We start from the raw sequence: 24251 nt of genomic DNA on the forward strand, positions 1-24251 counted from the left end.
AAATCCATCTGCGCCTCCACTTGTTGCGGCGCAGTCGCCAACGGAACTTCTGTCGGTCCCACCAACTCACAGCTTAACCCCGTCGTCGTGCCCCAGACACCATATCGATCAACAATACGCCAGGATAGTCACAGGGTCGGTATCTTGGCACCCATATAATCGGGGGACACTAAAAGGAACCTTGACGGGCCGCACTCCACCGGGTCTCCGCCATCGGCGACAACCATCTGGTCGAGTTATAATCCGCAGATGATGCCGTTGCTTCATTTCGTACCTTTTGGTACCTTCGACAACAAGACCGGCGCAATAACATCAATAGCTTAGAACACGGCGGTGCGTTTCCGAGAGGGCGGGGCAGTCCCTTTCCGCCCGTCAGGTATCGTTTTTGTCGCAATCCCTTCCTCGTTGCCCTCGACGATCCCAAAATCGTGGAAGCCAGACCGCGATGCGGATGTGTGAAATACCAGCTAGGCGAGCACTTCCTAATATCCGCGAATGCCGGGTTTCACATCCGGCGCCTCGTCGAGATTGACGAAGATGAAGCCCTGCTGCCAATTCCGCTGGTCCAGACCAATGGCGAACCAGTCTGCCCGCATTCGGCATCGTGGGACGTGATCGCAAGTCAAGTGCTCCGACGGACGCTGCGAGTTCTCCGTTACCTCAGGAAGGTTACTGGCCTTCCCCAAGCTGAGCTTCTGGAAAATGCCGGTGGCGATCTCGATGACGGTGAAATGCCGTCAAGGCAAGCCCGCCTTGCACCGCTCTTCCAGCGAGCTTCATGGCAGCAGCATCGGTCAGTTCTCCGATGCGAATGGCTGTCGCTATGGCGAGCTTTGATACTGTTCCGCCACTGCGATGATCGCGTCAGTAGGGCGGCTGGTTAGTTGCCCGCGCATCTACAACAACCCCGCCCACTCGGCCTCTTTGCGCAGATTCTGCCGTGGCCTAGGGCCTATTTGTTGGATTACCAATCCGGCCGCCAGTGAGCCAAGATCGCCGCAGGTCTGGAGGTCGCGCCCCTGTGTGTAGCCATGCAGGAAGCCGGCGGCGTAGAGATCGCCGGCGCCCGTCGTGTCGACCAGTTCCTTGATGGCGGTCGCCTGGATGACCACTGTCTCGTCGCCACGCACGATAACCGAGCCCTTTTCGGAGCGGGTAACCGCCGCGATCCTGCAATCCTTGCGTATCTGCGCCAGCGCTTCCTCGAACGATGGCGTCTGGTAAAGCGACTTGATCTCGTGGCTGTTGGCAAAAACGATATCGACCGTGCCCGAACGCATCAGGTCGAGGAACTCGTCGCGGTAACGGTCGACGCAGAACGAATCCGACAAGGTCATCGATACTTCGCGACCGGCCGCGTGCGCCAGTTTCGCCGTCTGCCGGATGGCTTCCTTGGCGCGGGGCGGGTCCCACAGATAACCCTCGAAATAGGTCACCTTGGCGCCGGACGCCTTGTCGGCTTCGACATCTTCCGGCCCGAGTTCGACGCAGGCGCCGAGATAGGTGTTCATCGAGCGCTCGCCATCGGGGGTGACGAAGATCATCGAGCGCGCCGTCGGTGGCTCGCCCTGGAGCGGCCTGGTGTCGAAGGCGACACCCTGCGCGTGGATGTCGTGCGCGTAGATTTCGCCCAGCGCATCGTTGGAGACCTTGCCGAAGAAGGCGGCGCGTCCGCCGAAGGAGGCAACACCTGCCGCCGTGTTGCCGGCGCTGCCGCCGGAGGCCTCGATCGCCGGGCCCATGCGGCTGTAGAGCAATTCGGCGCGCTGCGTGTCGATGAGATTCATCGCACCCTTGATGATGCCGTTGGTCTCGAGGAATTCCTCCTCGCACTGGGCGATGATGTCGACAATCGCATTGCCGATGCAAAGCACGTCATAATCCGGCATCAATGTCTCCGCCTGGAACCTGCCGGCTTTCTGCCACGCCTGCTAGGCGCGGGTCCGCCCGGTTTCCGCTTGCCAATCTGTTCGCCCGTCCCACGGGGCGGCGAGTCCTGCCTCGCGACGCAATTCGTCTGCCCTGTCTGTCTTCTCCCAGGTGAAATCAGGCTCTTCACGGCCGAAATGGCCATAGGTCGCTGTATTGCGGTATATAGGGCGTAAGAGATCAAGCATCTTGATAATGCCTTTCGGTCTGAGATCGAACAACTCAAGAATGAGGCGCTCGATCCTGCTTTCCTCAACCCTGGCTGTCCCGAACGTGTTGACCATGACGGAAACCGGACTGGCCACGCCGATTGCGTAAGCAAGCTGCACCTCGCACACGTCCGCAAGTCCGCTAGCGACGATGTTCTTTGCGACATAGCGGGCCGCATAGGCAGCTGAGCGGTCAACCTTGGACGGGTCCTTGCCCGAGAAGGCGCCGCCGCCATGACGACCCATCCCGCCATAGGAATCGACGATGATCTTGCGTCCAGTGAGACCGCAGTCGCCGCGCGGCCCGCCGACTACGAACCGCCCCGTCGGGTTGACCAGAATTCTGATGCCTTCCGTCTCCAGGTGGGTCGGCAGGACAGGCTTTATGATTTCCTCAATGACGCCCTCGCGGACAGTCTCTTGCGAGACCTGCTCGTCATGTTGCGTCGACACGACGATGGTATCCAGGGCGACCGGGCGCAACCCCTCATACCGCACTGAGACTTGGGATTTCATGTCAGGACGCAACCAGCCAAGCTGTTGTGCCTTCCGGACATACGCCTGCCGTTTCGTCAAGCGATGAGCGAGCTGGATGGGCAAAGGCATCAGGGTATCGGTTTCGCGGCATGCGTAGCCGAACATGAGGCCCTGATCTCCCGCTCCCTGCTGGAGGTCTTGCCCTCTTCCCTCGTCAACGCCTTGGCTGATGTCGGGCGACTGCTCGGTGAGGGCATGAACGACGGAGCAACGCCGGCCGTCAAAGCCGACGGCCTCGTCGTCGTACCCGATGTCGAGAATCGTATCGCGCGCAATTTGGCTATAATCCACCTGCGCATCGCTGGTAATCTCGCCAGCCAGAACGACTATCCCTGACTTTACCAACGCTTCACAGGCGACGCGCGCCTTGGGATCTGTGCGGAGGATGGCATCGAGGATGGCATCCGAGATGTTGTCGGCCAACTTATCCGGGTGCCCCGCGCCAACCGATTCGGAAGAGAACACGAACTGCCTAGCCATGAATACCTCGCTTCGGGTGTTGGATGTGGTATGGGCATTTTGCTTGGCCCACCTTACTTGTCGCAGATGCCCGGGACCTCGAACGCAGCGCACAAGTCGGCAACGTCTCTTCGCACGCAGGCATGGAGATCTTCGTCGTCTGGCCGCTGGAGGACGGAGTCAATGAAGCCAGCAATTTGCACCATTTCCACATCGCGCATGCCCATTGACGTCACTGCTGGCGCCCCCAGGCGAATTCCGCTTGTGACCGCCGGATGCCGCGGGTCGCCAGGCACCATATTAAAGTTTGTGATGATTCCTGCCTTTGCTAGTCGCTCGGCATAGGCCTTGCCCGATAGTGGCCGATCGCGAAGATCAAGGATCAGCATGTGATTGTCCGTCCCCCCGGTCACCAGGTCATAACCTCGCTCAAGCAGTGCATGTGCCAGAGCCTTGGCGTTCTTGACCGTCTGTCGGCCGTAGCTTCGGAAGGACGGGTTCGCGGCTTCGTGCAAGGCAACCGCTAGCGCAGCGATGGCATTCATGTGGGGCCCGCCTTGCAGGTGAGGGAAGACCGCCCGGTCTATTCGTCTGGCGAGATTGTATTTGCTCTTTGTATGATACAGCGCCTGATAGCGATCTTCGTTCCTTGACAAAATGAAGCCACCGCGGGGACCGCGGATCGACTTGTGGGACGTGCTGCTGACCACGTCGCAATGGCCCACGGGATTCGGGTGCGCTCCCGCGGCAATCAGGCCGCTGATGTGCGCAATGTCGGCTACGAGATAGGAGTTCGCTTCCAGAGCGATTTCTGCCATTGCCGCGTAGTCAAAGGCACGCGGGTAAGCAGTTCCGCCGACCCAAATGAGCCGCGGCCGTTCCCGCTTGGCTGTCTCGCGCAAGCGGTCATAGTCAATCTGCTGTGTCTTTTCATCTAGACCATAGGGCACGCGTTGATAGTCAGTTCCGGAAAAGTTGATGGCCCAACCATGAGTCAGATGGCCCCCTTCCGGAAGGGGCAAGCCCATGACTTTGTCACCGGGGCTCAAAAGCGCACGATAGACAGCCTGGTTGGCCGGCGAGCCGGAATAAGGCTGGACGTTGGCATGCTCGCTGCCAAACAGTGTTTTCAGGCGCTCAATGGCTAGATTCTCAAGCTCATCAACGATCTCGTTTCCAGCGTAGTAGCGCGCACCGGGGTACCCCTCGGCGTACTTGTTCGTGAAAATCGAGCCGTTCGCTTCCAGCACGGCCGAGGACGCAAAGTTCTCCGAGGCGATGAGCTTGAGGGTCGTCCGCTCCTGCCGCTCCTGTCTCAGAAGCAGCTCGTGAACGCGGCAATCAACCGCGGCCAAGGAAGACCGCCCGTGGGTGTCGGGCTGTGCGATCGCGCCGTCGGCGGAGTTGTCCATGGTAGCTTCGCGCTCCAATTGAATTGACCTATTTCACGATCAAGCACGCGGTCCCCTTCGGCCGCGTGTCTCGTACCGCTTCGAGCCGCTGCAGGTCCTGTTTATGATAGCCGTCGCGATGGGGCAGGAGATCGACCAATAATTGTACCAGCCCGCCGTCGCTGGATCCTGCTTTGAGATGGTACGTGCGCCACGGAGGCTGTTCGTTGCAGCAAACAAAGTCGGCTCTGGCGAGCAGCCGGACGTGTCGCGCAACCCGCTCTCGACACACGCCCAGAATCTCCGCTAGCTCGCAGACAGTTAGGTCCGCATGCGCACAAAGGCCCAGGATTCGGAGGCGGTCAGGATGCGCTGCCATGCGTAGGCGACTAACCAGTGTCATCATGGCTCAGGGCCAAGTCCTGCCGAATTTCTCATTTCGCGTTCTCCACAGAAGTTGCAGATTTCGAAGGGTGTCCAACGACCGGACAAATCTCGGTGGCCGTGACGACCGGCGATATCCTGTGTCGAACAAACAAATGGGCGCTCTTCTTGGGCCTTTAGCCGAAATTGCAAGCAGTTCGGCGAATCGAAGATAAGCGGGGCCACGGTTTGGAACCACTGACCTCAGACGTTGCAAAAGCCTACCATTCACAGCGAGCCGGAGTTGCTAAGAGTCTATGAATTTCCTTGAAGGATCTGTTGCAACGTTTGCCCAGCCTGGCCTGCTCCCGGTTTGCAGCGGTCATGGTCAGCGATCCATCGCCTCTGCGAGCACGATCAGGAATTTGCCCTGCATCGCATCGCTGATCAGCTCCTGAAGGCCGGGACGCAACAGCGACGCGCCGCAGATCGCGCGGTGGGTATTGCTGTCGACGACTGTCCAGCCTTGCTTTTCAGCACGCAAGCAGCAGAGCTGCAACTGATCCTCGATCGAGGCGTCTCGGTGATTGTCAGTTGAGTAGCGAGCGCCAAGCGCGACCTTCATGAGGCGGCCCCTTACTCCGGGACGCGGTCTCGCGTTTGGCTATCCGTTTCGGCTTGAACGAAATCCCGTGGGGCCTGTCGCGCCAGCAAATGGACCAGATTGACGAAGCGTCGATCGGGCTTCGGCGACGCAGGCACAGCCGATTCGCGGGCGGCGCCGGCGACCACACGAAGCATTTCGGCTGTTGCAGTTTCGGTCGCGCTATGATCGCGTTCCTGTCCTGACGCGAAATACTCCGTTTCGCGACAATGATGCCGAGTCACAGTGCTTCGACAAGATGGAAATTCTTTGTGATCAATAACGCGCGTCGCGCAGGAGCCAGTGCTGGCCGATGACGGGGCACCTTGTGCTCCGAAAAAGCCATGGCTATATATCCGGATAGAGAACGGAGGCACGCGATGGGCAACACTGCACAGAAGAGAGCCATCGAGAATTATCGCTCTCGCCTGGCTGAGCGCGGCATCGCGCGGTTCGAGATCCAGGCGTTCGACGCAGACCGCGATCTACTGCGAACTCTTGCCCGAAAACTAACGGAGAGCGGGCCGGATGCCCGACAGCTTCGTCGGACCATACAGCAAGCCGTGGCGGGTGAGCCACCGAAAGCGGGCAGCATTCTCGCCGCATTGCGTCGCTCGCCTCTGGTTGGCTCCAACCTCGACCTCAGCCGGCCGCGCGAAGAGGGGCGCGAGATCGACCTGTGACGCGCTACCTTCTTGATACCAATATCATCAGCAACGTCATAAAGCCGGAGCCTTCGGGCTCGTTGCTGGCCTGGATGGGCGCGCAGAAGGACGAAGACCTCTTCATTGCTTCGCTTACTGTCGCCGAAATCCGCCGAGGCATCCTAGAGAAGCCGAAGGGGAAGAAGCGCAGCAGCCTTGAAACTTGGTTCGAGGGCTCCGAAGGCCCGCAAGCGCTGTTCGCTGGCCGCGTGCTATCGTTCGACGAGAAAGCCGGCCTCGTGTGGGCGCGGCTGATGGCCAACGGCAAAGCCAGAGGCCGTTCGCGGAGCGCCCTAGACACAATCATTGCCGCTATAGCTGAAGCCTACGAGTGTGTCGTAGTGACCGACGATGAAAAGGACTTCGAGGACGTTCAGATGATTAACCCGCTCCGTAGCTCTGCAAGCCAAGCGGGTGATGATAGCTCCAATGGTCCGGCCGATTCAATTTGAGGATTTCAGCGGCACGGAGTCCGAACGTCTCGTGTTCGCCTACCTTTAGCGATGGCTGGATTGATCTTGCTTAGTTGGGCCAGGGACGTCTCTTCCAGTTCCGCTTTAATGCCATCCCGGTTCATCTAGTCAGCTCGATCTACCAGCAGTTCGCACGCACGGCGCCGCGGACAAGGCGCGATCGCAGGGACTGCGCGATAGCGCGTCGAGCTCGTCCATCTTACACTCGATCTCGTCTTCGAAGGCCTCTCGCCAAACGCCACTGTAGTCGATCCCGCGTGCGGCTCGGGGGCCTTCTCATCGAGGCTTTCTCGCGACTGGTCTGGCGCGCTACCAATGGCAAGTTCGCCCGCCGGGAACTCGTCGGTCTGTACTCTCTGGGCGTCCACATCAACTGCGGAGCTCTTGGCATCGCCGTGTTCTGCCTTTAGCTGGCAGCTCTCGAGCTCGACGAGCAGCCGATCAGCGACACCCGCGACCTCAAGTTCGACCCGGTTAACTCGATAACACCCTATTGGCAGATTCAGTCGGGGAGGATCTGCCCACTCCGATCACAAGCCGATCTTTCGACCCCGTGGTCGGGAATTCTCCATGGACTTCGTGAAGAAGGAATGCAGCGCCGAAAGCCGAAGCGCTTCCGATACATCGACGCCCCTTCCGAGACGGAGCCCCGATTAGGCATTCCTGCCACTCTATCTAGCCGACCCCCGTGGCCGCGTTGCCGATCGGTGCGCACTGGTCGCCTACATCGCCCCGGCACGTGAAGATCGTCTCTGCTGACGCTCGTTGACAATTCAGGCCGCCTCCGGCTGGCGTTTGATCAGCGTCAGCGTCAACCAGCGCGCGGTCAGCGCCGGCTTTTTCGAGCCCTCGATCTCAATCGTCACGCCCAGCGCCGTCTGCACCCAGCCCGACGGCCTGACCTTGACGTCGGCCAGTACGAAACGGGTCCGGATGCGCGATCCGGTTTTCACCGGCGCCAGGAAGCGCAGCGATTCGAAACCATAGTTGACACCCATCTTGCAGTTTTCGAGCGGCCGCATGGTCTCGAAAGTCATCGCCGACAAAAGCGAAAGCGACAGGAAGCCATGTGCGATGGTGCCGCCGAACGGCGTCTCGCGCTTGGCGCGCTCCGGATCGCAGTGGATGAACTGGTGGTCATCGGTGGACTCGGCGAACTGGTCGATCATCCGCTGCGAGACCACCCGCCACGGCGACACGCCGACTTCCTTGCCGACGCTGGCCAGAAGCTCGTCGAGACTGATCGGTTCCAAGCTAATGTCCTCCATTTCAACCGTCCGAAGCGCGAGCGGCTTCATTCCGTGAACAGTGTCAGCCGATGCTGCACCGACTGCCGGCCATCCGTCGGCAGGCTGGCCCCGGTGAGATGACTGCCGTCACAGCTGCACGAATAGAGCGTTCCGCCGGCAATCTCATTCGGCGCACCGATGCGGCCGATCCGAACATGGTTGCAGACGAGCCGGCTTGTACTCGGTCGCAGTGCGCGTCCTGCAGGCCGCCGAAAGCAGCTCGTCTTGCTACGGATGATCATTCCGCCGGCGCCGCTATGCGGTATTGTCGCAGATTGATAAAATCAATTGTCTGGATAGGAACCATCCGTGTCTCGAATGGTGGAGGAGTAGTCCAGCAGACGGGGTGGCTTGTGGTCCTTTTTGACGCTCGCCGACCTCATTGGCCGCTAGCTCTGAGCCGGCAAGAAGCGCCAGTTCAATGACATTGGGTGTCGACACGGCAAAGCGGCATCAGATGCTACTTCATGATCCGGGATGGCGCTTGCTTCAAGAAGCGCTCGGCCTGACGTGGAAGTCAGCACCGGATCTGGACTGTCGATATGCGCCCGATATTCGCGCAGCACAGCGGCAACCGCAGCGACGATGATCTCAGCCGTTGCGAGCATGCCAACCTTGGTGCCGGCCACTCTGTTAGCCTGAAGCGCAGCGCGCATCTGATCCGTCACCAGACCGGGTTGCGTAACTTGGATTTCCAAGGCGTCTTCCTGGATTTGCACCGTCAGCGCGCTCCAGCAAGGCAGGTGCGCACGTCAAGGCAAGCGATCGTCTCGATCTCGCGGGCAATTCCAGCCCCACCGCGGGAATCTGACCCGACAATAACGAGCAGATGCGGTTCTCGCCCCCAGCGCCATTGTTCTGTCTTTCGATCCATTCTCGCGTGCGCGCTTCTGGGGCGTCGTTCAGCGCAAGGTCGGTGACCACGGCTGCGCTTTCCGCGCCAGCCTCGAAAAACGCCTTCGAGCCGGTCAGGTTGAGGCCGCCGATGGAGACCAATGGGATCGGCGCGACCTAGTGCTTCCACTCGCTGATCCGCTCGACCCCTTGCGACGCCCATTCATCTTCTTGAGGCTAGTTGGATAGACTGGGCCGAGCGCCACATACTCCGGCTCGGCCACTGGCGCCGTTTCCAGTTCGGTGTGATCGTGGATCGAAAGGCCGAGCTTCAATCCGGCGTATTTAATCGTCTGCATCGGCGGCAGCCAAATCCTTTTGACCAAGATGGGCGAAGTCGCAGCCTTCCTCGATTGCCGTGCGCCAATTGTCGTTGACGCTCACTTGGCAACCATGGACCGCGCAGGCGTCGTTCGCGCGGCGGATTTCCGTCTGCAGTCCTTTCTCGTCCATATCCTTTATCCGGAGCTGCAGCAGACTCACGCCGAGCGGCGCCAGCCGGTCAACCCAGCCGGCACGTCGAAATTCAGATAAGAAGGGATCGAGCTTCATGAGAAGACAGCCCTGCCGACCTTCGGTGAGTAGCGCGGTTCGAGCATTCCAGTGCTAGCTTCACGAATGGCATCGACCGCCCTTGCCGAACGCACGCGCCATGCCGACCGGATCGGCCGCCCTCGGGACCGCCGTGTTCAGGAGCACGGCGTCAAACCCGAGCTCCATGACGTCGCCGCGTACGACGGCCGTCCGAGCCACGCATCCACAATCAAACGGAATGTAGCGGAAATGTCCGCGCATCAACTGGACCTCAGAGCTCAACGCTTCATCGCATTAGAATGAGCGTTCGAAACGCAGGATACCGCCGACACTGCTCTTCTTGTTGGCATTGGCCCAGTTCACTTCGGAAGCTTTCACCTTTCCGACGGCGGAGCCTCCGTAGCGGTCGTAGTCGAGTTCAGCCGTAACTGTGAAATCTGGAAGAAGCGCATAGGCGACGTTCGCAGCGACACCATAGTTCTTGAGCTGATCACCCGAGAGCTGAAGGTTGAACGAAGTTGTCTCGTTGACGTCGTAAGCGGCGCCAGCCCAGAAAGCCCAGTTCCCGCCCCAAATCTTATAGAAGCCGCGACCATGAGCGTCGATCGCGTTCATGGAGTCGTCGTTGAGCTTGCCATTGGAACCGTAGCCGAACATTCCGAACAGCAACAGTTCGTTGGTGACATTGATGTCGACACGGACCTTGGCGGCTACCGATTCGTAGTTGCTATCATAACCAGCAACGCCGGTGATCGCTCCCCAGCCATGTGTGTATTTCAAGCCGCCGACTATGTGCGGAGCGTAGTTGTCGATTGTGCCGACCACGCCTGAGCCTTCTTCGAGCGAAACCACGGCGGAAAAGCCGTTCGCGGCGTCGAAGTAGTACTGGACCACATTGGTATCCAAAGCGCCGTACGGAACCGGCGTCTGGTTGAGTACGTCACCCGCGCCGCCAATAAACATGTCGAAGGCCGACCAGTCCTTACCAACTCGCAGGCCACCAAGCTGAATCCAGGCGAAAGTCAAGATGCTGTCTCCGTTGAAGGCATAGGACCGAGAACTGTCCGAAACCGAAGTGTGGCGGTTACCGAAATTCACGCGGGTTTCGGTGTAGGTCTTCAACGTGCCGAGTTCGGTCTCCTGGCCGGTCCAAGCTTTCAGTGTGAAGCGCGTGTTGTTTTGCCATGTACCCTGATCCTCACCAGTCCTCACATCTGAGGTTCTTGCGTGGTAAAACAATCCGACATCGCCCAAGCCCACGTAGTAGCTAAGATAGCCGCCGATGCGCAGGCAGGTCTCGGTGCCTGAAATATAGACGTAGCTGGAGCCGTAGACGTCGCAGATCTTGAGGTACTCAGTGGGATCAGGCTCGGGGACGATGATCACGGCGCGAGCGTCCGAAGCGGCGATCAGTGCCGCAGTTGAGCCGAGGAGGAGGCTCCCAATGGTCATTGTTGATCTCCGTCTAAATGGTAAAAGGAATCGAGACCGATAAATGATTTTTGCTAAGCAAACGATTGATAGCGAATTAAGATTAATTCTAGGAGTGTTGCTGCAACTGCCGTGCTAATGCTTAGGAGAATTCAGAATGTGGTTGAGACTTGCTGTCACATTTAAGCATTTATCACTCCAGACGATCATACAACATTTTTGTACAATTACCCTTTTCACCTCCGCGGCGGGCCTCACAAAGGGTGCTACTGCAAATGACGTGCCACCCTGACGACCCAGCTGCGGCTGAAGCTCAAATTTGCGGGCGGACCTTGGTTCGCGCTTCCGTTCTTTTTGCCTTGCGGATCCACCCAAGCACGAACGGCAAACGTTTCGGCTACGGTTCGTCTGTTCGCTTCGCGACAGTTTGGCTTAATGGCGACGGCATTGTTTGCTGTGAGCCCCGCCGTTGAGGCATCATGCGGCGGCCACCGCTCGGTACGACGCCGTCACTTTGGCGAGCTGATGGTCGATAACCACGCGCCGCAGCCTTGCACCACTGAGTCGGTAGGCGCCAGCCTTGGCATTGCGGCGGACCTGACGGTCGCGTCGAGCAGGTTTTCGTGCTGAAGCGGCGCGCCACAGCTAATGCTTCTTGCCAGCAATTCACACAACGAGCTCATCGAGACGGCAGAGATCATTATGGGCGGCGCTAGCTGGCGTGCAAAGTCTGGACCCAACACCGTATTGTCTCATCGGATGCGGCATCTGCGCTCAGAAGAGTCTCCCACGCGCAGATGAAGGGAAGGGACGTCGAACAAAACGGTGCGCGTGAGGGTTTCGGCGGGAACACCATCGTCAGTCGCTGACCGGGTGCGCTCAGACCATCGCTGTCCAGCCAAGACTGAACGGCGCCCATTGCTAAAAAATTTCGAGCCCAAAGCGGAACGGACTGACATAGCGCAAAGACGCAGGCGAGCGCAGCGGTAAGGTTGGATGTTATCAGCATGGGACGGTGACCGTTGCAGACCACGAAATTTCGAGAGGCCCGGCTGCCCTGGTACACTATCTATCCGGCTGTGTCGGAGTTCTCTGGGGCGGTCGGCGCCGAGGCTTATGAGGAATGGCTCAGGAACCTGCCGGCTGATGATCCGGTGTCACTCTATCTGCACGTTCCGTTCTGCCGATCAGCCTGCTGGTATTGCGGCTTCCCAACCACCATCACCCGCCGTGATGCGCCCATCCTCAACTATCTGGCGGCGCTGCGTGACGAGATCCGTCTGGTTTCGGAGCGAGTGCCGAAGACGTTGCCCGTGAGCGACATACATTTCGGCGGCGGAACGCCGTCTCTCATCGGACCAGCCGAGTTCCTCGCTCTGATGGAGTTCCTGCGATGCTGCTTCGCCATCTCGAAAACAGCTACGGTCGCCATCGAGATCGATCCACGAACACTCACGCCCGAGATGGCGGAAGGCTTGGGAGCGGCCGGCGTGAACCGCGCGAGCCTGGGCGTACAGAGCTTCGATCCCGTTGTTCAAAAAGCGATCAACCGAATCCAGAGCGAGGCCCAGACGTCGGCTGCCGTGGAAGTGCTGCGTCGGCATGGAGTAAGCCGCATCAACTTCGACCTCATCTACGGCCTGCCGCGTCAAACGGTGGAGTCGTGCGTCGAAACAGTGAGGGCGGCGGTCGCCATGCGCCCCGACCGGCTTGCCTTGTTCGGCTACTCGCACATCCCATCCCAAGTAAAGAATCAGCGCCTCATCGAGGCGGAATTTCTTCCCGACAGCGCTGCCCGCGCTGAACAGTATGCGGCTGTCGCCGTGACGCTGATTGCCGCCGGCTACCGACAGATCGGGCTCGACCATTTCGCCTTGCCGGACGACGAGCTCGCGCTGGCACAGGAAACAGGTCGCCTGCGACGTAACTCGTTGGGCTACTCGGCCGATACCTGCAGAACCCTGATCGGTTTCGGCGCGTCGGCTATCGGCCGCATCGGCCAGGGATACGTTCAAAACGAAGTTACACGGGATTCCTACATCCAGCGCATCGCAGCTGGCCGACTGGCTACATCGAAGGGCCATCGCCTCACAGACGACGACCGCGTGCGAGCCGCAATTATCGAGCGATTAATGTGCGATTTCGAGGCTGACGTGCCGGCAATCTGTGTCGCCCACGGATCTGATCCGATCCGTCTTCGCGATTCGGCTGAGCGCTTGGCCATGCTGGCCAAGGACGGGATAGTGGACTTCGAAAACGGCTTTGTCCGCGTACGGCGGGAGCATCGCTTTGGGATTCGCGCTGTCGCTGCCGCATTCGATGTGTTTAGGGATGGCGTTACGTATATCCCGCAGCAGCTTAATGCGATGCAAAGCACGACATAGTCCGGCATCAATGTCTCCGCTTGGAACCGCCGGCCTACTTGCCAGGCCGGCCGGGCGCTGGTCTGGCAAGTGGGCTTTCCGTTTGCCAATGCGTTCGTTCCCGGCCCTCACGGGGCGGCGAGTCCCTGCCGTGAGCGCCTCACCCGCGAGGCTACATGGCGGCCATGGAGATTACCTCAGCAGCGGCGCCCGATCGGAAACCTTAGCACCTCAGCGCTTTGGCGTGGCTGCTTGAACTCTTCGACGGCAACCGCCTCAATTAGCAGGTCCAAGGCTTCGCGGCCCCTTTGACTCATCGGATCATCCCCACAAAGGTAGTCATACGCTCGATCTAAATGCACTCGGGCGGCGGAAAAATCGCTTGTCATATCATAGAACCCTCTCTACCCGCCCGCATTGCCGTCTACGAGGTGAAGGTAGTGCAATCGTCAATATATACAGACAAATTTGAATTAAATCGGAGATGATCATGGAGGCCGAGTTCCCTGACCTGATGCCGCCATCGAGCCCGCCGACGGGGCGCTCGGTCGCTTCATAAATGCCGAGCACCCCGTCCCGAGACCACCTCTGACCTCCCTCCTTCGATGCTAGACGCGTGGAAGACATGGCTGCGCCGCCGCTGCGAGAAAGGCGTGTCCCGTCGCGCGGCGGCTGCATAGTGGGCAGCCAGCGCCGGGAGCTAATCGGCAAAGCCGCGTGTGGCGATTTTGCATAGCGCGCAGGCGAATCGCCACGCCCGTCCAGCATGTCCGATGCCGCGTAGGCCGCCAGGATCCCTGAGCGGAGTGCATGCACGATCCCGCGTGATGACAGTGGATCGGCACAGAACAGGCAGTCGCCCGCCGCGACGCAGCGGTCACCGGCGGCGGGATCGATCGTTGCGGTTCCCGCCGCCTTGATCATGCTGGCGGTCTCGATTGCGTTGGGCGGCACGAGCGGCGCGACGGACTGCGTTGCGGCTAAAGCGCGGTACCAATGTCCGGCTTTGCGCAGTTCGCTGCCCAGATCCGGATCGGTGAGGCACGCGCAAGTCGGCGCTGTACCACCAGCCTTCGGGACGCGCCTCGACGACCATGCTGCAATCGCCCGGTGCGCGGTCGAAAAAGCGTGTGTAGGCGGCAAGATGTCCGTGCATGGTGAGCTTGGCGCCGAAACATCGGGCCAGCCTCCAACTGGACCGGTCGCCCAAACCACGGCGCGGGCAACGATAGCTTCATCGGCCAGCTTGAGCAGCCAGCCTTGATCGTCGCGCACTGCCGAACCCACGGCCGAGCCAAACCGCGTGTCCACACCTGCCGCCTTGGCCGCCTGCACCATCAGCCGGTCGAATCGCGTCCGGTCGAGCTGCCAGCCGGCACCGTAAGCGGAAAACATGCCGTGCCGCTCGCTGGGAACTTCATTGGCCCACACCGAAACAAGCGCACGATTTTCAACGAAGCCGGCCTCGGCGAACGCGTCCAGACACCAAGCTGACGCAGCAGCCCATTCGCTACTGCCGGCAGCACCTCTCCCGGCTTTGGCCGATCATGCCTTCCTGCTTCCAGCAACAGCACGCTCCGCGCGGGTGCATCGTTGCCAACGCCAGTCCGGATGTGGTCGCCGCCAAACGTGATCGTCTCAGCGAGCTGGCGGGACAAAATGCCAACCTCAAGATAGCGTTGGCCCGGATCAGCGAGGCGGACTGAGGAAGACTTTAGATTCAAAAGGTGACACGCGGCAATAGTCGCGTGCCGCTGTAGCCCCAGGCTCCGCTTCACAGTGGGGACCGATCGGTCGCACTCTCAGCCTGGGGTTCTTCTCTGCCACCCATCATCGAATTTTGGTGGATTGTCCGTCTCCCGCACCGGTTTGAGCGCGATAGACAAGAATCGCGTTTTCTGTGCCGGCCGGGCTTCAATGACGGAGATGGCGAAAAGCTGAGTGCTCGGGCTTGCGGGCCGAGCTTGTCGGCCGCTCGATGGAAAGTGTCATTTGAGGTGGGGTCTCGGCCGCGTGCAGCTGAAAGACACGCTCGTCCAGTTCCTTGTCCACTTCCGTCAGACGATGATTGAGGCGAAGGTAGTCCGTCCAGGTCGGCGTGCGAAACGTTTCTGTCCAATGCATAGGCTTCTGCAGGTTCCGCTGGAGCGTCCAGTTCCGAGCACCGACGCGGCTGTGAACATGGCGCCGCTGCCGCATGAGGTCGAGGAAGGCCTCGAGATTTCTCTCGGCTATCAGATATTCGACCTTGACCACGATCGGGCCGCTTCTCGGCTTCAGATTGAGAGCGACAGCTGGGGCATCGAATTCCTCCAGAGGATCGGGCTCGGAGTCGCGGCGCTCTCGAAGCGGAAAGAGAACGCCGGCTGTAGCGACGAGCAGCAGGGCTCCAGCGGAGCCCTCCAGCGCCCAGGTCAATGAATGGTTTTCGGCCACCGTGCCCCACACCCAGCTGCCGAGCGCGATGCCGCCGTCTATCAAAGCATAGTAGATCGAGATGGTGCGCCCCACGACCCAGCGCGGGCTCGCCAGCTGCACGCTCACACCAACCCCGGACCAGGCGGTGACCCAGCCGGCGCCGCCCAAGGCGAGTGCAATCGCCGCCACCGCAATCGAAGATGTCAGTGCCAGGGAGAGAGAACACGCCGCACAGGCCACGCATGAAAGCCTCATCAGCCTTTCTTGCGACAAGCTCCGTCTGAACAGGCTGTTGGAGAGGCCGGCGAAGACGGCCCCGGTCCCGAAGCCGGCCATGAGCGCGCCATAGGCAAGCGGGCCCCCTCCCAGCTGGTCGCGGACAACCACCGGCAGCAGCGCGAGTATGGCGATGCTCGCCAAGCCAAAGAGGGTTCCGCGCGCGATCGCTGCCTTGATCTCCGATGACATCGCCGTGAAGCGCAGCCCGTCATAAATTGCCGTCCTCATCGACTCGCGGGGAAGAGGGGAAGAACGAACCTTCCACTTGCAGCGCCAAATAGTGGCCAAGGGTACGAAATAGGTGAGCGTGGTTACGGCGAATGCCGCCATAAGGCCAAATGAGGCAACCACAATGCCGCCGAGCGCCGGACCCACAGTCCGGACGGTGTTGAAGCCAACAGAAAGCAGGGTGACGGCAGCGGGAACATCGCGTCGATCCACGATATCGCCAACCGACGCTTGCCAGGCCGGATCATTGAGAGCACCGCCGCTTGCGATCAAGAAGCTGAAGCCGAGGATCATCCACGGACTGACAAAGCCCAGCGCCACGGACGCGGTCAGCATCGCGGACGCAATCACCATAAGGCACCGACCGGCGAACATGACCCGGCGCCGGCTGAAATTGTCGGCGAGAGCTCCGGCGAAAACGGACAAGACGAAAGCGGGCAGGTTCGATGAAGCCTGCACCAGCGCAACCATCAGATCGGAAGTCGAGATCGTTGCCATCAGCCAGCTGATGGCGACAGTCTGCATCAACCAGCCGAGGCTCGAAACCTGGGTGGCGAGCCAGATCGAACGAAAGGTGGGCTGCAGAAGTGGCCCAAAGGTCGTTGGTGCAGCCAAATCTTCGTTTGATCCAGCCACCCTACTCATTTTGCGAACCTTTGCTTTCCGTTATTGTCGCTTCCCATGTAATCTAGGCTGAACCGTGGCGGCTGGAAGAATAGATGGAACCCATTTGCCCGACAAATGTGGCCACAGTTCCTCCTGACCAGTGGTTAGGCGGCCGAGACGCAGAAATGGGCCGGCTCACTCGCCTTCGACCACATCTTGGTGAGCCGGGATTCACATGTCATTTGAGGCACCATGCTTGATCGACGCGCTGCCGAGCGATGCCTTTTCGCGAAAGGCGACCCTTTTCTTTTGTTGAAAACTCACTCATCAGCGGCGTTCGATGCTGAGTGTGGCTTTCGAAAAGTGAGGACGCTTGCAGATCTTTGACAGGATCGATTCCCTGATAGACGCAGACGATTGCCGGGCCGCGATCGAAGAGGCGCGCGCCTTGCTATTTCGATTCCAACAAAGGTCGGATGCGCTCACGCATGCGATCGACGACTTTCTGCTCGACCTGATAACGCTGGCTTTCATTGTTGAATGTTACGGACGCGGCTTTGAACTTTTGGCGCGAACGCTGGCCCGTAGAAGACTGGCAAAGGTCAGGCATTTGTCGGAACAGGTCTATTCCGCCAGAGAGAAATGACGCCCAAAGCTTGTTGCTAACCGGCTATCGCGTCGCGTTCCGCCACAGTGACGAAGGCAATTGACCACGTTCGACCACCAAAAAATAGGCGGAAAACCGGGGCCCTTTATGAGGCAGACTCGGTGTGGATTGTTCCGCGAATCTGAAAACTGCGGGTCCATTTCGTGGCGTCCCGCCGTCCGCTGGCCTTCATCGCGGCAATCGCCGCCCGCCGCCTCAGATGCCGCCCATGCAGAGGTACTTCATTTCAAGATAGTCTTGGAGGCCGTGGCGGGAACCTTCCCGCCCGATGCCGGACTGTTTTATCCCACCAAAAGGCGCGGCTTCTGAGGACATGCGTCCTGTGTTGATCCCCACCATGCCATATTCCAGCGCCTCGGCCACACGCCAGACACGCTTCAGGTTTGAAGCATAGAAGTAGGCGGCGAGGCCGTATATCGTATCGTTGGCCTCACGCACGGCCTGATCAGCATCCTCGAAGCGGATAATCGGCGCCAAGGGTCCAAAGGTCTCTTCTTGCGCCACGATCATTTCCCTTGCGACGTTGCTGAGGATCGTCGGCTGGAAAAAGTTGCCATCGCTGCCGATCCGGCCGCCGCCACATCGGATCGCGCCACCTTTGGCCAAGGCATCGGCAATGTGAAGTTCGATCTTGGCCAGTGCATGCCCGTCGATCAGCGGACCGATGGCGGCACCTGGATCGAAGCCGTCGCCGACCTGAAGCTCACGGACACGCTCCACGAATTTGGCTACGAATTCGTCATGAACGCCCGACTGGACGTAAAGCCGGTTGGCGGAAACGCAGGTCTGGCCGGCATTGCGAAACTTGGCCTGGATCGCACCGTCGACGGCAGCATCGACGTCGGCATCATCAAAGACAATGAAAGGCGCATTGCCACCCAACTCTAGACCGACTTTCTTTATCTGGTCCGAGCACTGGCGCATGAGCAATCGGCCGACCTCGGTCGAACCGGTGAAACTGATCTTGCGGACCTTGGCGTTCGAGCAGAGTTCGCGGCCGACCGTATTGCCTTCGGAGGCGTAGATGAGGTTGACGACGCCTTCGGGAAAGCCGGCAAGATGGGCCAGAGCAAACATTGCACCTGCCACGAGGGGCGTCTGTTCAGCAGGTTTGAGCACGATGGTGCAGCCGGCGGCGAGAGCCGGCGAGATCTTGCGCGCAACCATTGAGGCGGGGAAGTTCCAGGGCGTGATCGTTCCAACGACGCCGATCGGCTGTTTGATCACCAGCATGCGACGGTCTGTAGAGGGCGGCGAGATCGTCTCACCATAGATGCGATTAGCCTCTTCGGCGTACCATTGCAGATATGCGGCCGCATGCGCCACCTCAGACTTCGCTTCGGCTAGCGGCTTGCCCATCTCCGCAGTGAGGATCGCTGCAAGATCGTCGGTGTGGTCGACGATCAGTTGGTGCCAACGCCAGAGGATGTCGCTGCGCTCGCGCGCGGTCAGTGCGGCCCATTCAGGTTGCGCCACATGAGCTTTGTCGATCGCCGCGCGCGTCTCCTCAACACCCATGTCGGGCAGTTCCCCGAGCACCTCGCCGGTCGAAGGGTTTGATACCTCGAAGGTCCGCTCGCTTACTGGCATGCCAAGAGCCGGCACCCGGTCAATGGCTCCGAACAGCTCGCGCGATTTCAGGTGGCGAAGCATTGGCTCGTACAAGGGCAACGCGAATCCTCCTCGATGCAATTGGCGTGTCACACGACTTTTTGGTTTATCCGCTGGCCTAGGATTTCGCATAGGGCCTCAGTGAGGGGCCACTAGACCCACTCGAATCCACTCAACCGAAACTGATGTCAGTTGAGCGAAACAGTCCGACCATTTCTCGAAACAAGGAGATCGAATCCATGTCGTTGCTCGCGCACTGGAGGGCAAATCGTGTCCTGCCCCGCTGTCAAATATTCCAACTGGTTTTTGCAGTCCAACCGCCCGTGAACGCGCTGGAGCACTGCGCGTCTTTTTTGCGGAAATAGAAGTGCCGAGGTCAGATTTGAAGCTGCCGCAGCGCTCAGTTCAGCAGGGCTATCCCTGATCTATGGCCTTGCTTTGATGGTGGGAGCGCTCTTTGCGGACCATGTCGTACGACTCGATATACGCCATCTCCAGGAGGTATCCTAGGAACTGCAGCCTGTGAGACCCCGCGATCTGATTCAGTTCGCTGAGCATTGCGCTGATGAAGGCAAGCGCCTTGGCCCGGTCGGATCTCAATCCCTTGTCGATCATCGTACGTCCCCACTTCCGCAGATTGCTCCTATATGGAGCGCGCTCTATTCAGTTCAGATGCTTCTGGATGCATGCTTCGATAGGCACGTCCATGCCGATGTCGAGGATTGGCGCGCTGTGCGTGAGCCACCCAATAGAAATGAGGTCGACCCCGGTTGCCGCTACGGCTGGTGCCGTTGCCGGCGTTATGCGACCCGAGGCCTCGGTGGCCGCGCGGCCGTCGACCATTGCCACCGCTCGGGTCAGTTGCTTGACGGACATATTGTCCAGCAGGATGGCGTCGACCCCGGCGCCTAGCGCGATCTCGAGCTGGTCGAGCGTGTCGACCTCGACCTCGACCTTGACCATATGGCCGACCGCGGCGCGCGCCCGCTCAATGGCCGTGCGGATGTCGCCGGCAATGGCAATGTGTTTGTCCTTGATGAGCACGGCATCATCCAGCCCGAAGCGGTGGTTGGCGCCGCCGCCGGCGCGCACGGCGTATTTTTCCAGCGCGCGTAGGCCGGGCGTCGTCTTTCGCGTGCAGACGATCCGTGCTTTCTGACCGCGCACCGCCTCGACGATCTCGGCCGTTGCCGTTGCAATGCCGCTGAGATGGCTGAGAAAATTGAGCGCTGTACGCTCGGCCGCAAGCATTCCCCGCGCCGGTCCACTCACCCTTGCAATGGTTTCACCCGCCGCGATCCTGCTGCCGTCCAGACGTCCAAAACGTATGTCGATCGACGGATCAACAAGCATGAAAGCGTAGGCTACCAGATCAAGACCGGCAACAACGCCAGACTGCCTGGCTCTGAACGCAAAGGCGGCCTTGCAGTCAAAGGGTATAATCGCATCGCTGGTAAGGTCACCGGCTTTGCCCAGATCCTCAAGTAGAGCGCTACGCACGATCGGCTCGATCACGATCCCGGGAAGGGGTGGAGGTGACGTCATCAGGCACTCCGTTCCGCGGGCCGCAGAATAAGTTCGGCCGCAACCGTCATTGCTGAGGCGAAGGTCAAGCGCGAAGACCGGGCCTGCGCGCTGCGTGTGGGGAAGTCCGACCTGTAATGCGAGCCGCGGCTTTCCTGGCGCCGAAGCGCCGCAACCGCGATCATCAGCGCGATCAAGGCGGGATCGGAAGCGGCAGTGTTGCGAACCGCGATCGGCAGCAGCGTTTCCACGGTGTCGGATAGTGCTTGCTCGTCCCGTATAACACCGAGCCCATTGGAGACCGCGTGGCGGACGGAGGAGGGGTCGGGCCGCGGGGGTGACGTTGCAACAAGCCTTGGCCACTGCCAGCCTGCAGGAGCGGCAGCTACGCTTTGCGCGACCCACAACGGGGTCGTCACGGCCTCGGTCAGCGAGTTGCTGGCAAGCCGGTTCGCCCCGTGCAGACCGGTGCAGGCAACCTCACCGCAAGCCCACAAGCCCGGCACCGTGCTGCGGCCCGCGGCATCCACGGCCACGCCGCCCATGTGATAATGTGCCGCTGGGCGAACCGGGATGGGCTCGACTGCCGGATCGATTCCGGCGTCCCGGCAATGCCGGGCAACAGCTGGGAAGCGCTTGGCGAATCTGGGGCCAAGGGACTGCCGGGCGTCAAGGTAAACACGGTGTCCGGTGGCAAGCTGCTGCCACACGGCCCGAGCCACGACATCGCGCGATGCGAGTTCGCCGCCAGGCGTGTCGCACAGAAAGCGGTGCCCGCACTCGTCGATCAGCACTGCGCCTTCGCCGCGAACCGCTTCGCTCACCAACGGCATCGGCCGCTGCGAAACGTCGAGCGCGGTCGGGTGGAACTGGATGAATTCCAGATCGGCGAGTTCCGCACCAGCGCAGGCGGCGAGCGCCAGGCCGTGCCCGAATGAGCCGGGCGGGTTAGTCGTGTCTCTGAACAGGGCGCCTATACCGCCGGTCGCAAGAACGACGCGGCGGGTCGGAAAGACAATCGCCTGTGCACCTTTTGCCGCCAGCACGCCGCTGATGGCACCATTTTCCACAATTAGCCGGCAGGCTTCCATGCCTTCCAGAATTGTGATCAAAGGCGTTCGCCTCACAGCGGTGACGAGCGCGCGTACAAGCTCACGGCCCGTAGAGTCACCCCCGGCATGGACGATCCGGCGACGGGAATGCGCTGCCTCGAGCCCGAGCCGCAGTGTCCCGTCCGACGTGCAGTCGAAGGCGACGCCCAGGTCCATCAAATTCTCGATGGCTCGGTCCGCCGCATTCAAAACGCGTCTGGCCACACTCTCGTCGCAGAGGCCATCACCTGCAGCAAGCGTGTCTGCAAGATGCAGGCCTGGACTGTCGTCAGCGCCGAGGCTTGCCGCCAGCCCGCCTTGTGCCAGTGTGCTGGAGGCTTCGGTCCCGAGCCGCGTCGGGGACAGAAGGTAGACGGGACGCGGCGCCAGATGAAGCGCGGTCATCAGCCCGGCAACGCCAGCGCCGATGATCACGGGCGCTCCCCTGATGTCGCCGACCTCCGGCGTCATACGGCAAGCATCCGCTCGACAGCGCGCCGGGCCCGATCCACAACTGGAGGATCGATGGTGACGACGTGGCGGGTTTCTTCCAGCGCCGTGCGAATGTTGGCGAGCGTGATACGCTTCATATGCGGACAGAGATTGCAGGGGCGCACGAACTCGACGTCGGGGTGCTCGATGGCGACGTTGTCGCTCATCGAGCATTCGGTCATCAACACGACGCGCGCAGGCTTGTGCCGTCCGACATAGTCCGACATCGCCGCCGTCGAGCCGGCGAAATCCGCAACCGCGACAACTTCCGGCGGGCATTCGGGATGGGCAAGCACGGTAACGCCAGGATAGGCATCGCGCAGCTCGCGAATGTCGGCTGGCGTGAAGCGCTCATGCACTTCGCAATGACCGTTCCAGGCGATGATCTCGACCGAAGTCTGTGTCGCGATATTTCTGGCCAGGTATTCGTCGGGCAGCATGATCACCCGCTCAACGCCAAGCGACTCCACCACAGCCAACGCGTTGCCGGAGGTGCAGCAGATCTCCGACTCGGCCTTCACGGCAGCGGACGTGTTGACGTAGGTCACGACCGGCACACCAGGGTAGCGTTGCCGCATCAGCCGCACGTCGTCCGCCGTGATCGAGTCCGCCAGCGAGCAGCCGGCGCCAAGATCCGGAATGAGCACCGTCTTGTCCAGATTGAGCAGCTTCGCCGTCTCAGCCATGAAATGCACGCCGGCGAGCACGATGATGTCTGCATCGACGGTCATTGCCTTGCGGGCCAGCGCCAGGCTGTCGCCGACGATATCGGCCACGCAGTGGAAAATCTCGGGTGTTTGGTAGTTGTGGGCCAGGATGACGGCGTTGCGATCGCGCTTTAGCGCCAGAATGGCGTCGACGTCGTCGCTGAAAGCCGCCCATTCCACTGGGGGGATGATGCGCTGGACGCGCTGATACAGGGACGCGGCCGAAGGTATCGTCCCGCTCACCGGCGCCTCCCGTTTATAATCCATTCGACTATAAGGGGTATATATCTAGGTTGACTATAAGAGTGTCAACCCCGGGCCAGAGGCAATTTTGTCCCCGCCACGGCTGTTTCGTCCAGCACGGCATGGCGGAACTGATAGAGCTTGGCCGGGCGGCCGCCGGTATCCAGGGACGTCTCGCCAGTCTCCTCGACCAGCTCTTGCTGCTCGATGAGCCGGCGAAAGTTAGGCTTGTTGATCAGCCGGCCTGCCAGGGCTTCCACGGTCCGTTGCAGCTGCAGCAGCGTAAACACCGGCGGCATCAGCTCGAAGACGACTGGCCGGTATTTGATCTTCGAGCGCAAGCGCGCAAGGCCCGTGGCCAGGATGCGGCGATGGTCGGCAACCATCGTTATCCCGGCTGTTGAGTCGGATGCGATCGACCGTTCGTCGCGGGTGGCCTCTGCCACCAGACCCGCCTCGTAAAGCAGCTCATAGCGCTGGAGCGCCAACTCTTCATTCCAGGGCCGGTCCTCGAACGCGAAAGCAATGGCAGCCCGCCGCCGTCGTTCACGGACAATCGCAGCGTCCTCAACTGCAGCCGCCCAGGCAAGCAGACGCGGCGTCAGAACATCCGCAATCAGTTTCGGTGTTCCGAGGCGGTGGTCCTCCCACGGAAAATAATCGTACCAGCTCCGCCAGGCACAGGTGGATGCGCCGGTGGCATGTTCCTTCCGGGTCAAAGCGAGATAGCTGATGGAAATGACGCGCTGCTGGCGCCCGTCGGCGCGGTCGGCATCAGCGAACGTATAGAGCTGCTCAATATAGCCGAGGGGATGACCAGTCTGCTTCTCGACCCACGCCCTTAGACCTGACTGCAGCGATCGATGCTCCAGCGCGAACGGCCCCGAGGGCAGGCAATCCCCCTGTCGGATGGTGAGGACCGCTGGTTCACCATCATTGACGGACACGACAACGGCAATCAGCTCCGCTTCGACTTGCTTGGCCTTGGCGGCGGCCCTACCGTTGCGTGTTGCTTTTGGGCGATCTTCCATGGTTGCCTGGGTTGGGCAGAGTTTTCCCTGCGAAACATCCTAATCGATTTAACCAGCGTGTAACAGGCCATTTCGCCTGTCAACTCGGCTGCTCTATGAAAGGCTTAGACCTTCGGTCTACACCCGGCATGTTTC

At 60.4% G+C, this 24251-nt stretch carries 22 protein-coding genes and 2 pseudogenes; 5 read left to right on the plus strand and 19 right to left on the minus strand.

Annotated features, from left to right (window positions below; all coding sequences use genetic code 11):
- The first annotated feature begins 708 nt into the window (after positions 1–708).
- Complete coding sequence (locus tag AC3CB8_RS10445) at positions 709–837, plus strand: hypothetical protein (RefSeq protein ID WP_352727323.1); 129 nt, start codon at positions 709–711, stop codon at positions 835–837.
- A gap of 59 nt (positions 838–896) precedes the next feature.
- Here AC3CB8_RS10445 and AC3CB8_RS10450 read toward each other — a convergent pair whose 3' ends face one another.
- From AC3CB8_RS10450 to AC3CB8_RS10470, 5 genes are all read right to left on the minus strand, one after another.
- Entirely contained in the window at positions 897–1889 is a 993-nt protein-coding gene (locus AC3CB8_RS10450) for an adenosine kinase (protein WP_023792717.1), read from the minus strand.
- Between the two features lie 42 nt (positions 1890–1931).
- Positions 1932–3155: a methionine adenosyltransferase gene (metK, locus tag AC3CB8_RS10455; protein ID WP_352727066.1), complete on the minus strand. Its 1224-nt coding sequence runs from the start codon at positions 3153–3155 to the stop codon at positions 1932–1934.
- Between the two features lie 53 nt (positions 3156–3208).
- On the minus strand, positions 3209–4546 hold the full coding sequence (locus AC3CB8_RS10460; RefSeq protein ID WP_352727064.1) for a serine hydroxymethyltransferase: 1338 nt from the start codon (positions 4544–4546) through the stop codon (positions 3209–3211).
- 28 nt (positions 4547–4574) lie between these two features.
- Entirely contained in the window at positions 4575–4931 is a 357-nt protein-coding gene (locus tag AC3CB8_RS10465; RefSeq protein ID WP_488377303.1) for an ArsR/SmtB family transcription factor, read from the minus strand.
- Between the two features lie 345 nt (positions 4932–5276).
- The gene (locus AC3CB8_RS10470) at positions 5277–5513 is read right to left on the minus strand and encodes a recombinase family protein (RefSeq protein WP_023774919.1); all 237 of its coding nucleotides are present in this window, start codon (positions 5511–5513) and stop codon (positions 5277–5279) included.
- A gap of 398 nt (positions 5514–5911) precedes the next feature.
- On the opposite strand from AC3CB8_RS10470, the gene AC3CB8_RS10475 reads away from it, so the two are divergent.
- A complete protein-coding gene (locus AC3CB8_RS10475) occupies positions 5912–6214 on the plus strand; it encodes a hypothetical protein (RefSeq protein ID WP_023774921.1) in 303 nt (100 codons plus the stop codon).
- Complete coding sequence (locus AC3CB8_RS10480) at positions 6211–6687, plus strand: type II toxin-antitoxin system VapC family toxin (RefSeq protein WP_352727062.1); 477 nt, start codon at positions 6211–6213, stop codon at positions 6685–6687. The genes AC3CB8_RS10475 and AC3CB8_RS10480 overlap by 4 nt, the downstream gene beginning before the upstream one ends.
- Positions 6688–7481: 794 nt before the next feature.
- Here the strand turns inward: AC3CB8_RS10480 and AC3CB8_RS10485 are convergent.
- The 5 genes and pseudogenes from AC3CB8_RS10485 to AC3CB8_RS10505 all read right to left on the minus strand — a co-directional run bounded on the left by AC3CB8_RS10485 (position 7482) and on the right by AC3CB8_RS10505 (position 10877).
- Positions 7482–7976, minus strand: coding sequence for a MaoC family dehydratase (locus tag AC3CB8_RS10485; RefSeq protein WP_031194149.1), 495 nt, complete (start codon positions 7974–7976; stop codon positions 7482–7484).
- 410 nt (positions 7977–8386) lie between these two features.
- Entirely contained in the window at positions 8387–8716 is a 330-nt protein-coding gene (locus tag AC3CB8_RS10490) for a bifunctional hydroxymethylpyrimidine kinase/phosphomethylpyrimidine kinase (RefSeq protein WP_352727060.1), read from the minus strand.
- 128 nt (positions 8717–8844) lie between these two features.
- A pseudogene (locus AC3CB8_RS10495) lies at positions 8845–9443 on the minus strand (thiamine phosphate synthase); the annotation flags it as partial.
- Positions 9440–9686: pseudogene (locus tag AC3CB8_RS10500) on the minus strand (thiazole synthase); the annotation flags it as partial. The pseudogenes AC3CB8_RS10500 and AC3CB8_RS10495, both read right to left, overlap by 4 nt.
- 33 nt (positions 9687–9719) lie before the next feature.
- Positions 9720–10877 carry a porin gene (locus tag AC3CB8_RS10505; RefSeq protein WP_352727058.1) on the minus strand — a complete coding sequence of 386 codons (1158 nt, stop codon included), beginning with the start codon at positions 10875–10877 and terminating at the stop codon, positions 9720–9722.
- Positions 10878–11878: 1001 nt separating this feature from the next.
- Here AC3CB8_RS10505 and hemN point away from each other — a divergent pair.
- On the plus strand, positions 11879–13240 hold the full coding sequence (gene hemN, locus AC3CB8_RS10510; protein WP_352727056.1) for an oxygen-independent coproporphyrinogen III oxidase: 1362 nt from the start codon (positions 11879–11881) through the stop codon (positions 13238–13240).
- 176 nt (positions 13241–13416) lie between these two features.
- Here the strand turns inward: hemN and AC3CB8_RS10515 are convergent, their stop codons facing one another.
- From AC3CB8_RS10515 to AC3CB8_RS10525, 3 genes are all read right to left on the minus strand, one after another.
- Positions 13417–13608, minus strand: coding sequence for a hypothetical protein (locus AC3CB8_RS10515; RefSeq protein WP_023727257.1), 192 nt, complete (start codon positions 13606–13608; stop codon positions 13417–13419).
- 1 nt (position 13609) lies between these two features.
- Positions 13610–14614, minus strand: a complete 1005-nt coding sequence (locus AC3CB8_RS10520; protein ID WP_352727054.1) for an NAD(P)/FAD-dependent oxidoreductase — start codon at positions 14612–14614, stop codon at positions 13610–13612.
- Between the two features lie 519 nt (positions 14615–15133).
- Complete coding sequence (locus AC3CB8_RS10525; RefSeq protein WP_352727052.1) at positions 15134–16789, minus strand: MFS transporter; 1656 nt, start codon at positions 16787–16789, stop codon at positions 15134–15136.
- A gap of 334 nt (positions 16790–17123) precedes the next feature.
- On the opposite strand from AC3CB8_RS10525, the gene AC3CB8_RS10530 reads away from it, so the two are divergent.
- Positions 17124–17396: a hypothetical protein gene (locus AC3CB8_RS10530; protein WP_352727050.1), complete on the plus strand. Its 273-nt coding sequence runs from the start codon at positions 17124–17126 to the stop codon at positions 17394–17396.
- A 216-nt stretch (positions 17397–17612) separates the two neighbouring features.
- On the opposite strand, the gene AC3CB8_RS10535 is transcribed toward AC3CB8_RS10530, so the two are convergent.
- The 6 genes from AC3CB8_RS10535 to AC3CB8_RS10560 form a co-directional block, all read right to left on the minus strand.
- Positions 17613–19070, minus strand: coding sequence for an NAD-dependent succinate-semialdehyde dehydrogenase (locus AC3CB8_RS10535; protein WP_435053109.1), 1458 nt, complete (start codon positions 19068–19070; stop codon positions 17613–17615).
- 372 nt (positions 19071–19442) lie between these two features.
- Positions 19443–19643: a hypothetical protein gene (locus AC3CB8_RS10540; protein ID WP_023693535.1), complete on the minus strand. Its 201-nt coding sequence runs from the start codon at positions 19641–19643 to the stop codon at positions 19443–19445.
- Between the two features lie 48 nt (positions 19644–19691).
- On the minus strand, positions 19692–20573 hold the full coding sequence (nadC, locus tag AC3CB8_RS10545) for a carboxylating nicotinate-nucleotide diphosphorylase (protein WP_031246739.1): 882 nt from the start codon (positions 20571–20573) through the stop codon (positions 19692–19694).
- Positions 20573–22114: an L-aspartate oxidase gene (locus AC3CB8_RS10550; RefSeq protein ID WP_352727045.1), complete on the minus strand. Its 1542-nt coding sequence runs from the start codon at positions 22112–22114 to the stop codon at positions 20573–20575. Before AC3CB8_RS10550 ends, nadC begins: the two co-directional genes overlap by 1 nt.
- Complete coding sequence (gene nadA, locus AC3CB8_RS10555; RefSeq protein ID WP_352727043.1) at positions 22111–23085, minus strand: quinolinate synthase NadA; 975 nt, start codon at positions 23083–23085, stop codon at positions 22111–22113. Before nadA ends, AC3CB8_RS10550 begins: the two co-directional genes overlap by 4 nt.
- Before the next feature lie 65 nt (positions 23086–23150).
- Positions 23151–24116: an NUDIX hydrolase gene (locus AC3CB8_RS10560; protein ID WP_352727041.1), complete on the minus strand. Its 966-nt coding sequence runs from the start codon at positions 24114–24116 to the stop codon at positions 23151–23153.
- Positions 24117–24251: the final 135 nt, after the last annotated feature.

The sequence above is a fragment of the Mesorhizobium sp. P160927 genome, assembly GCF_057766385.1.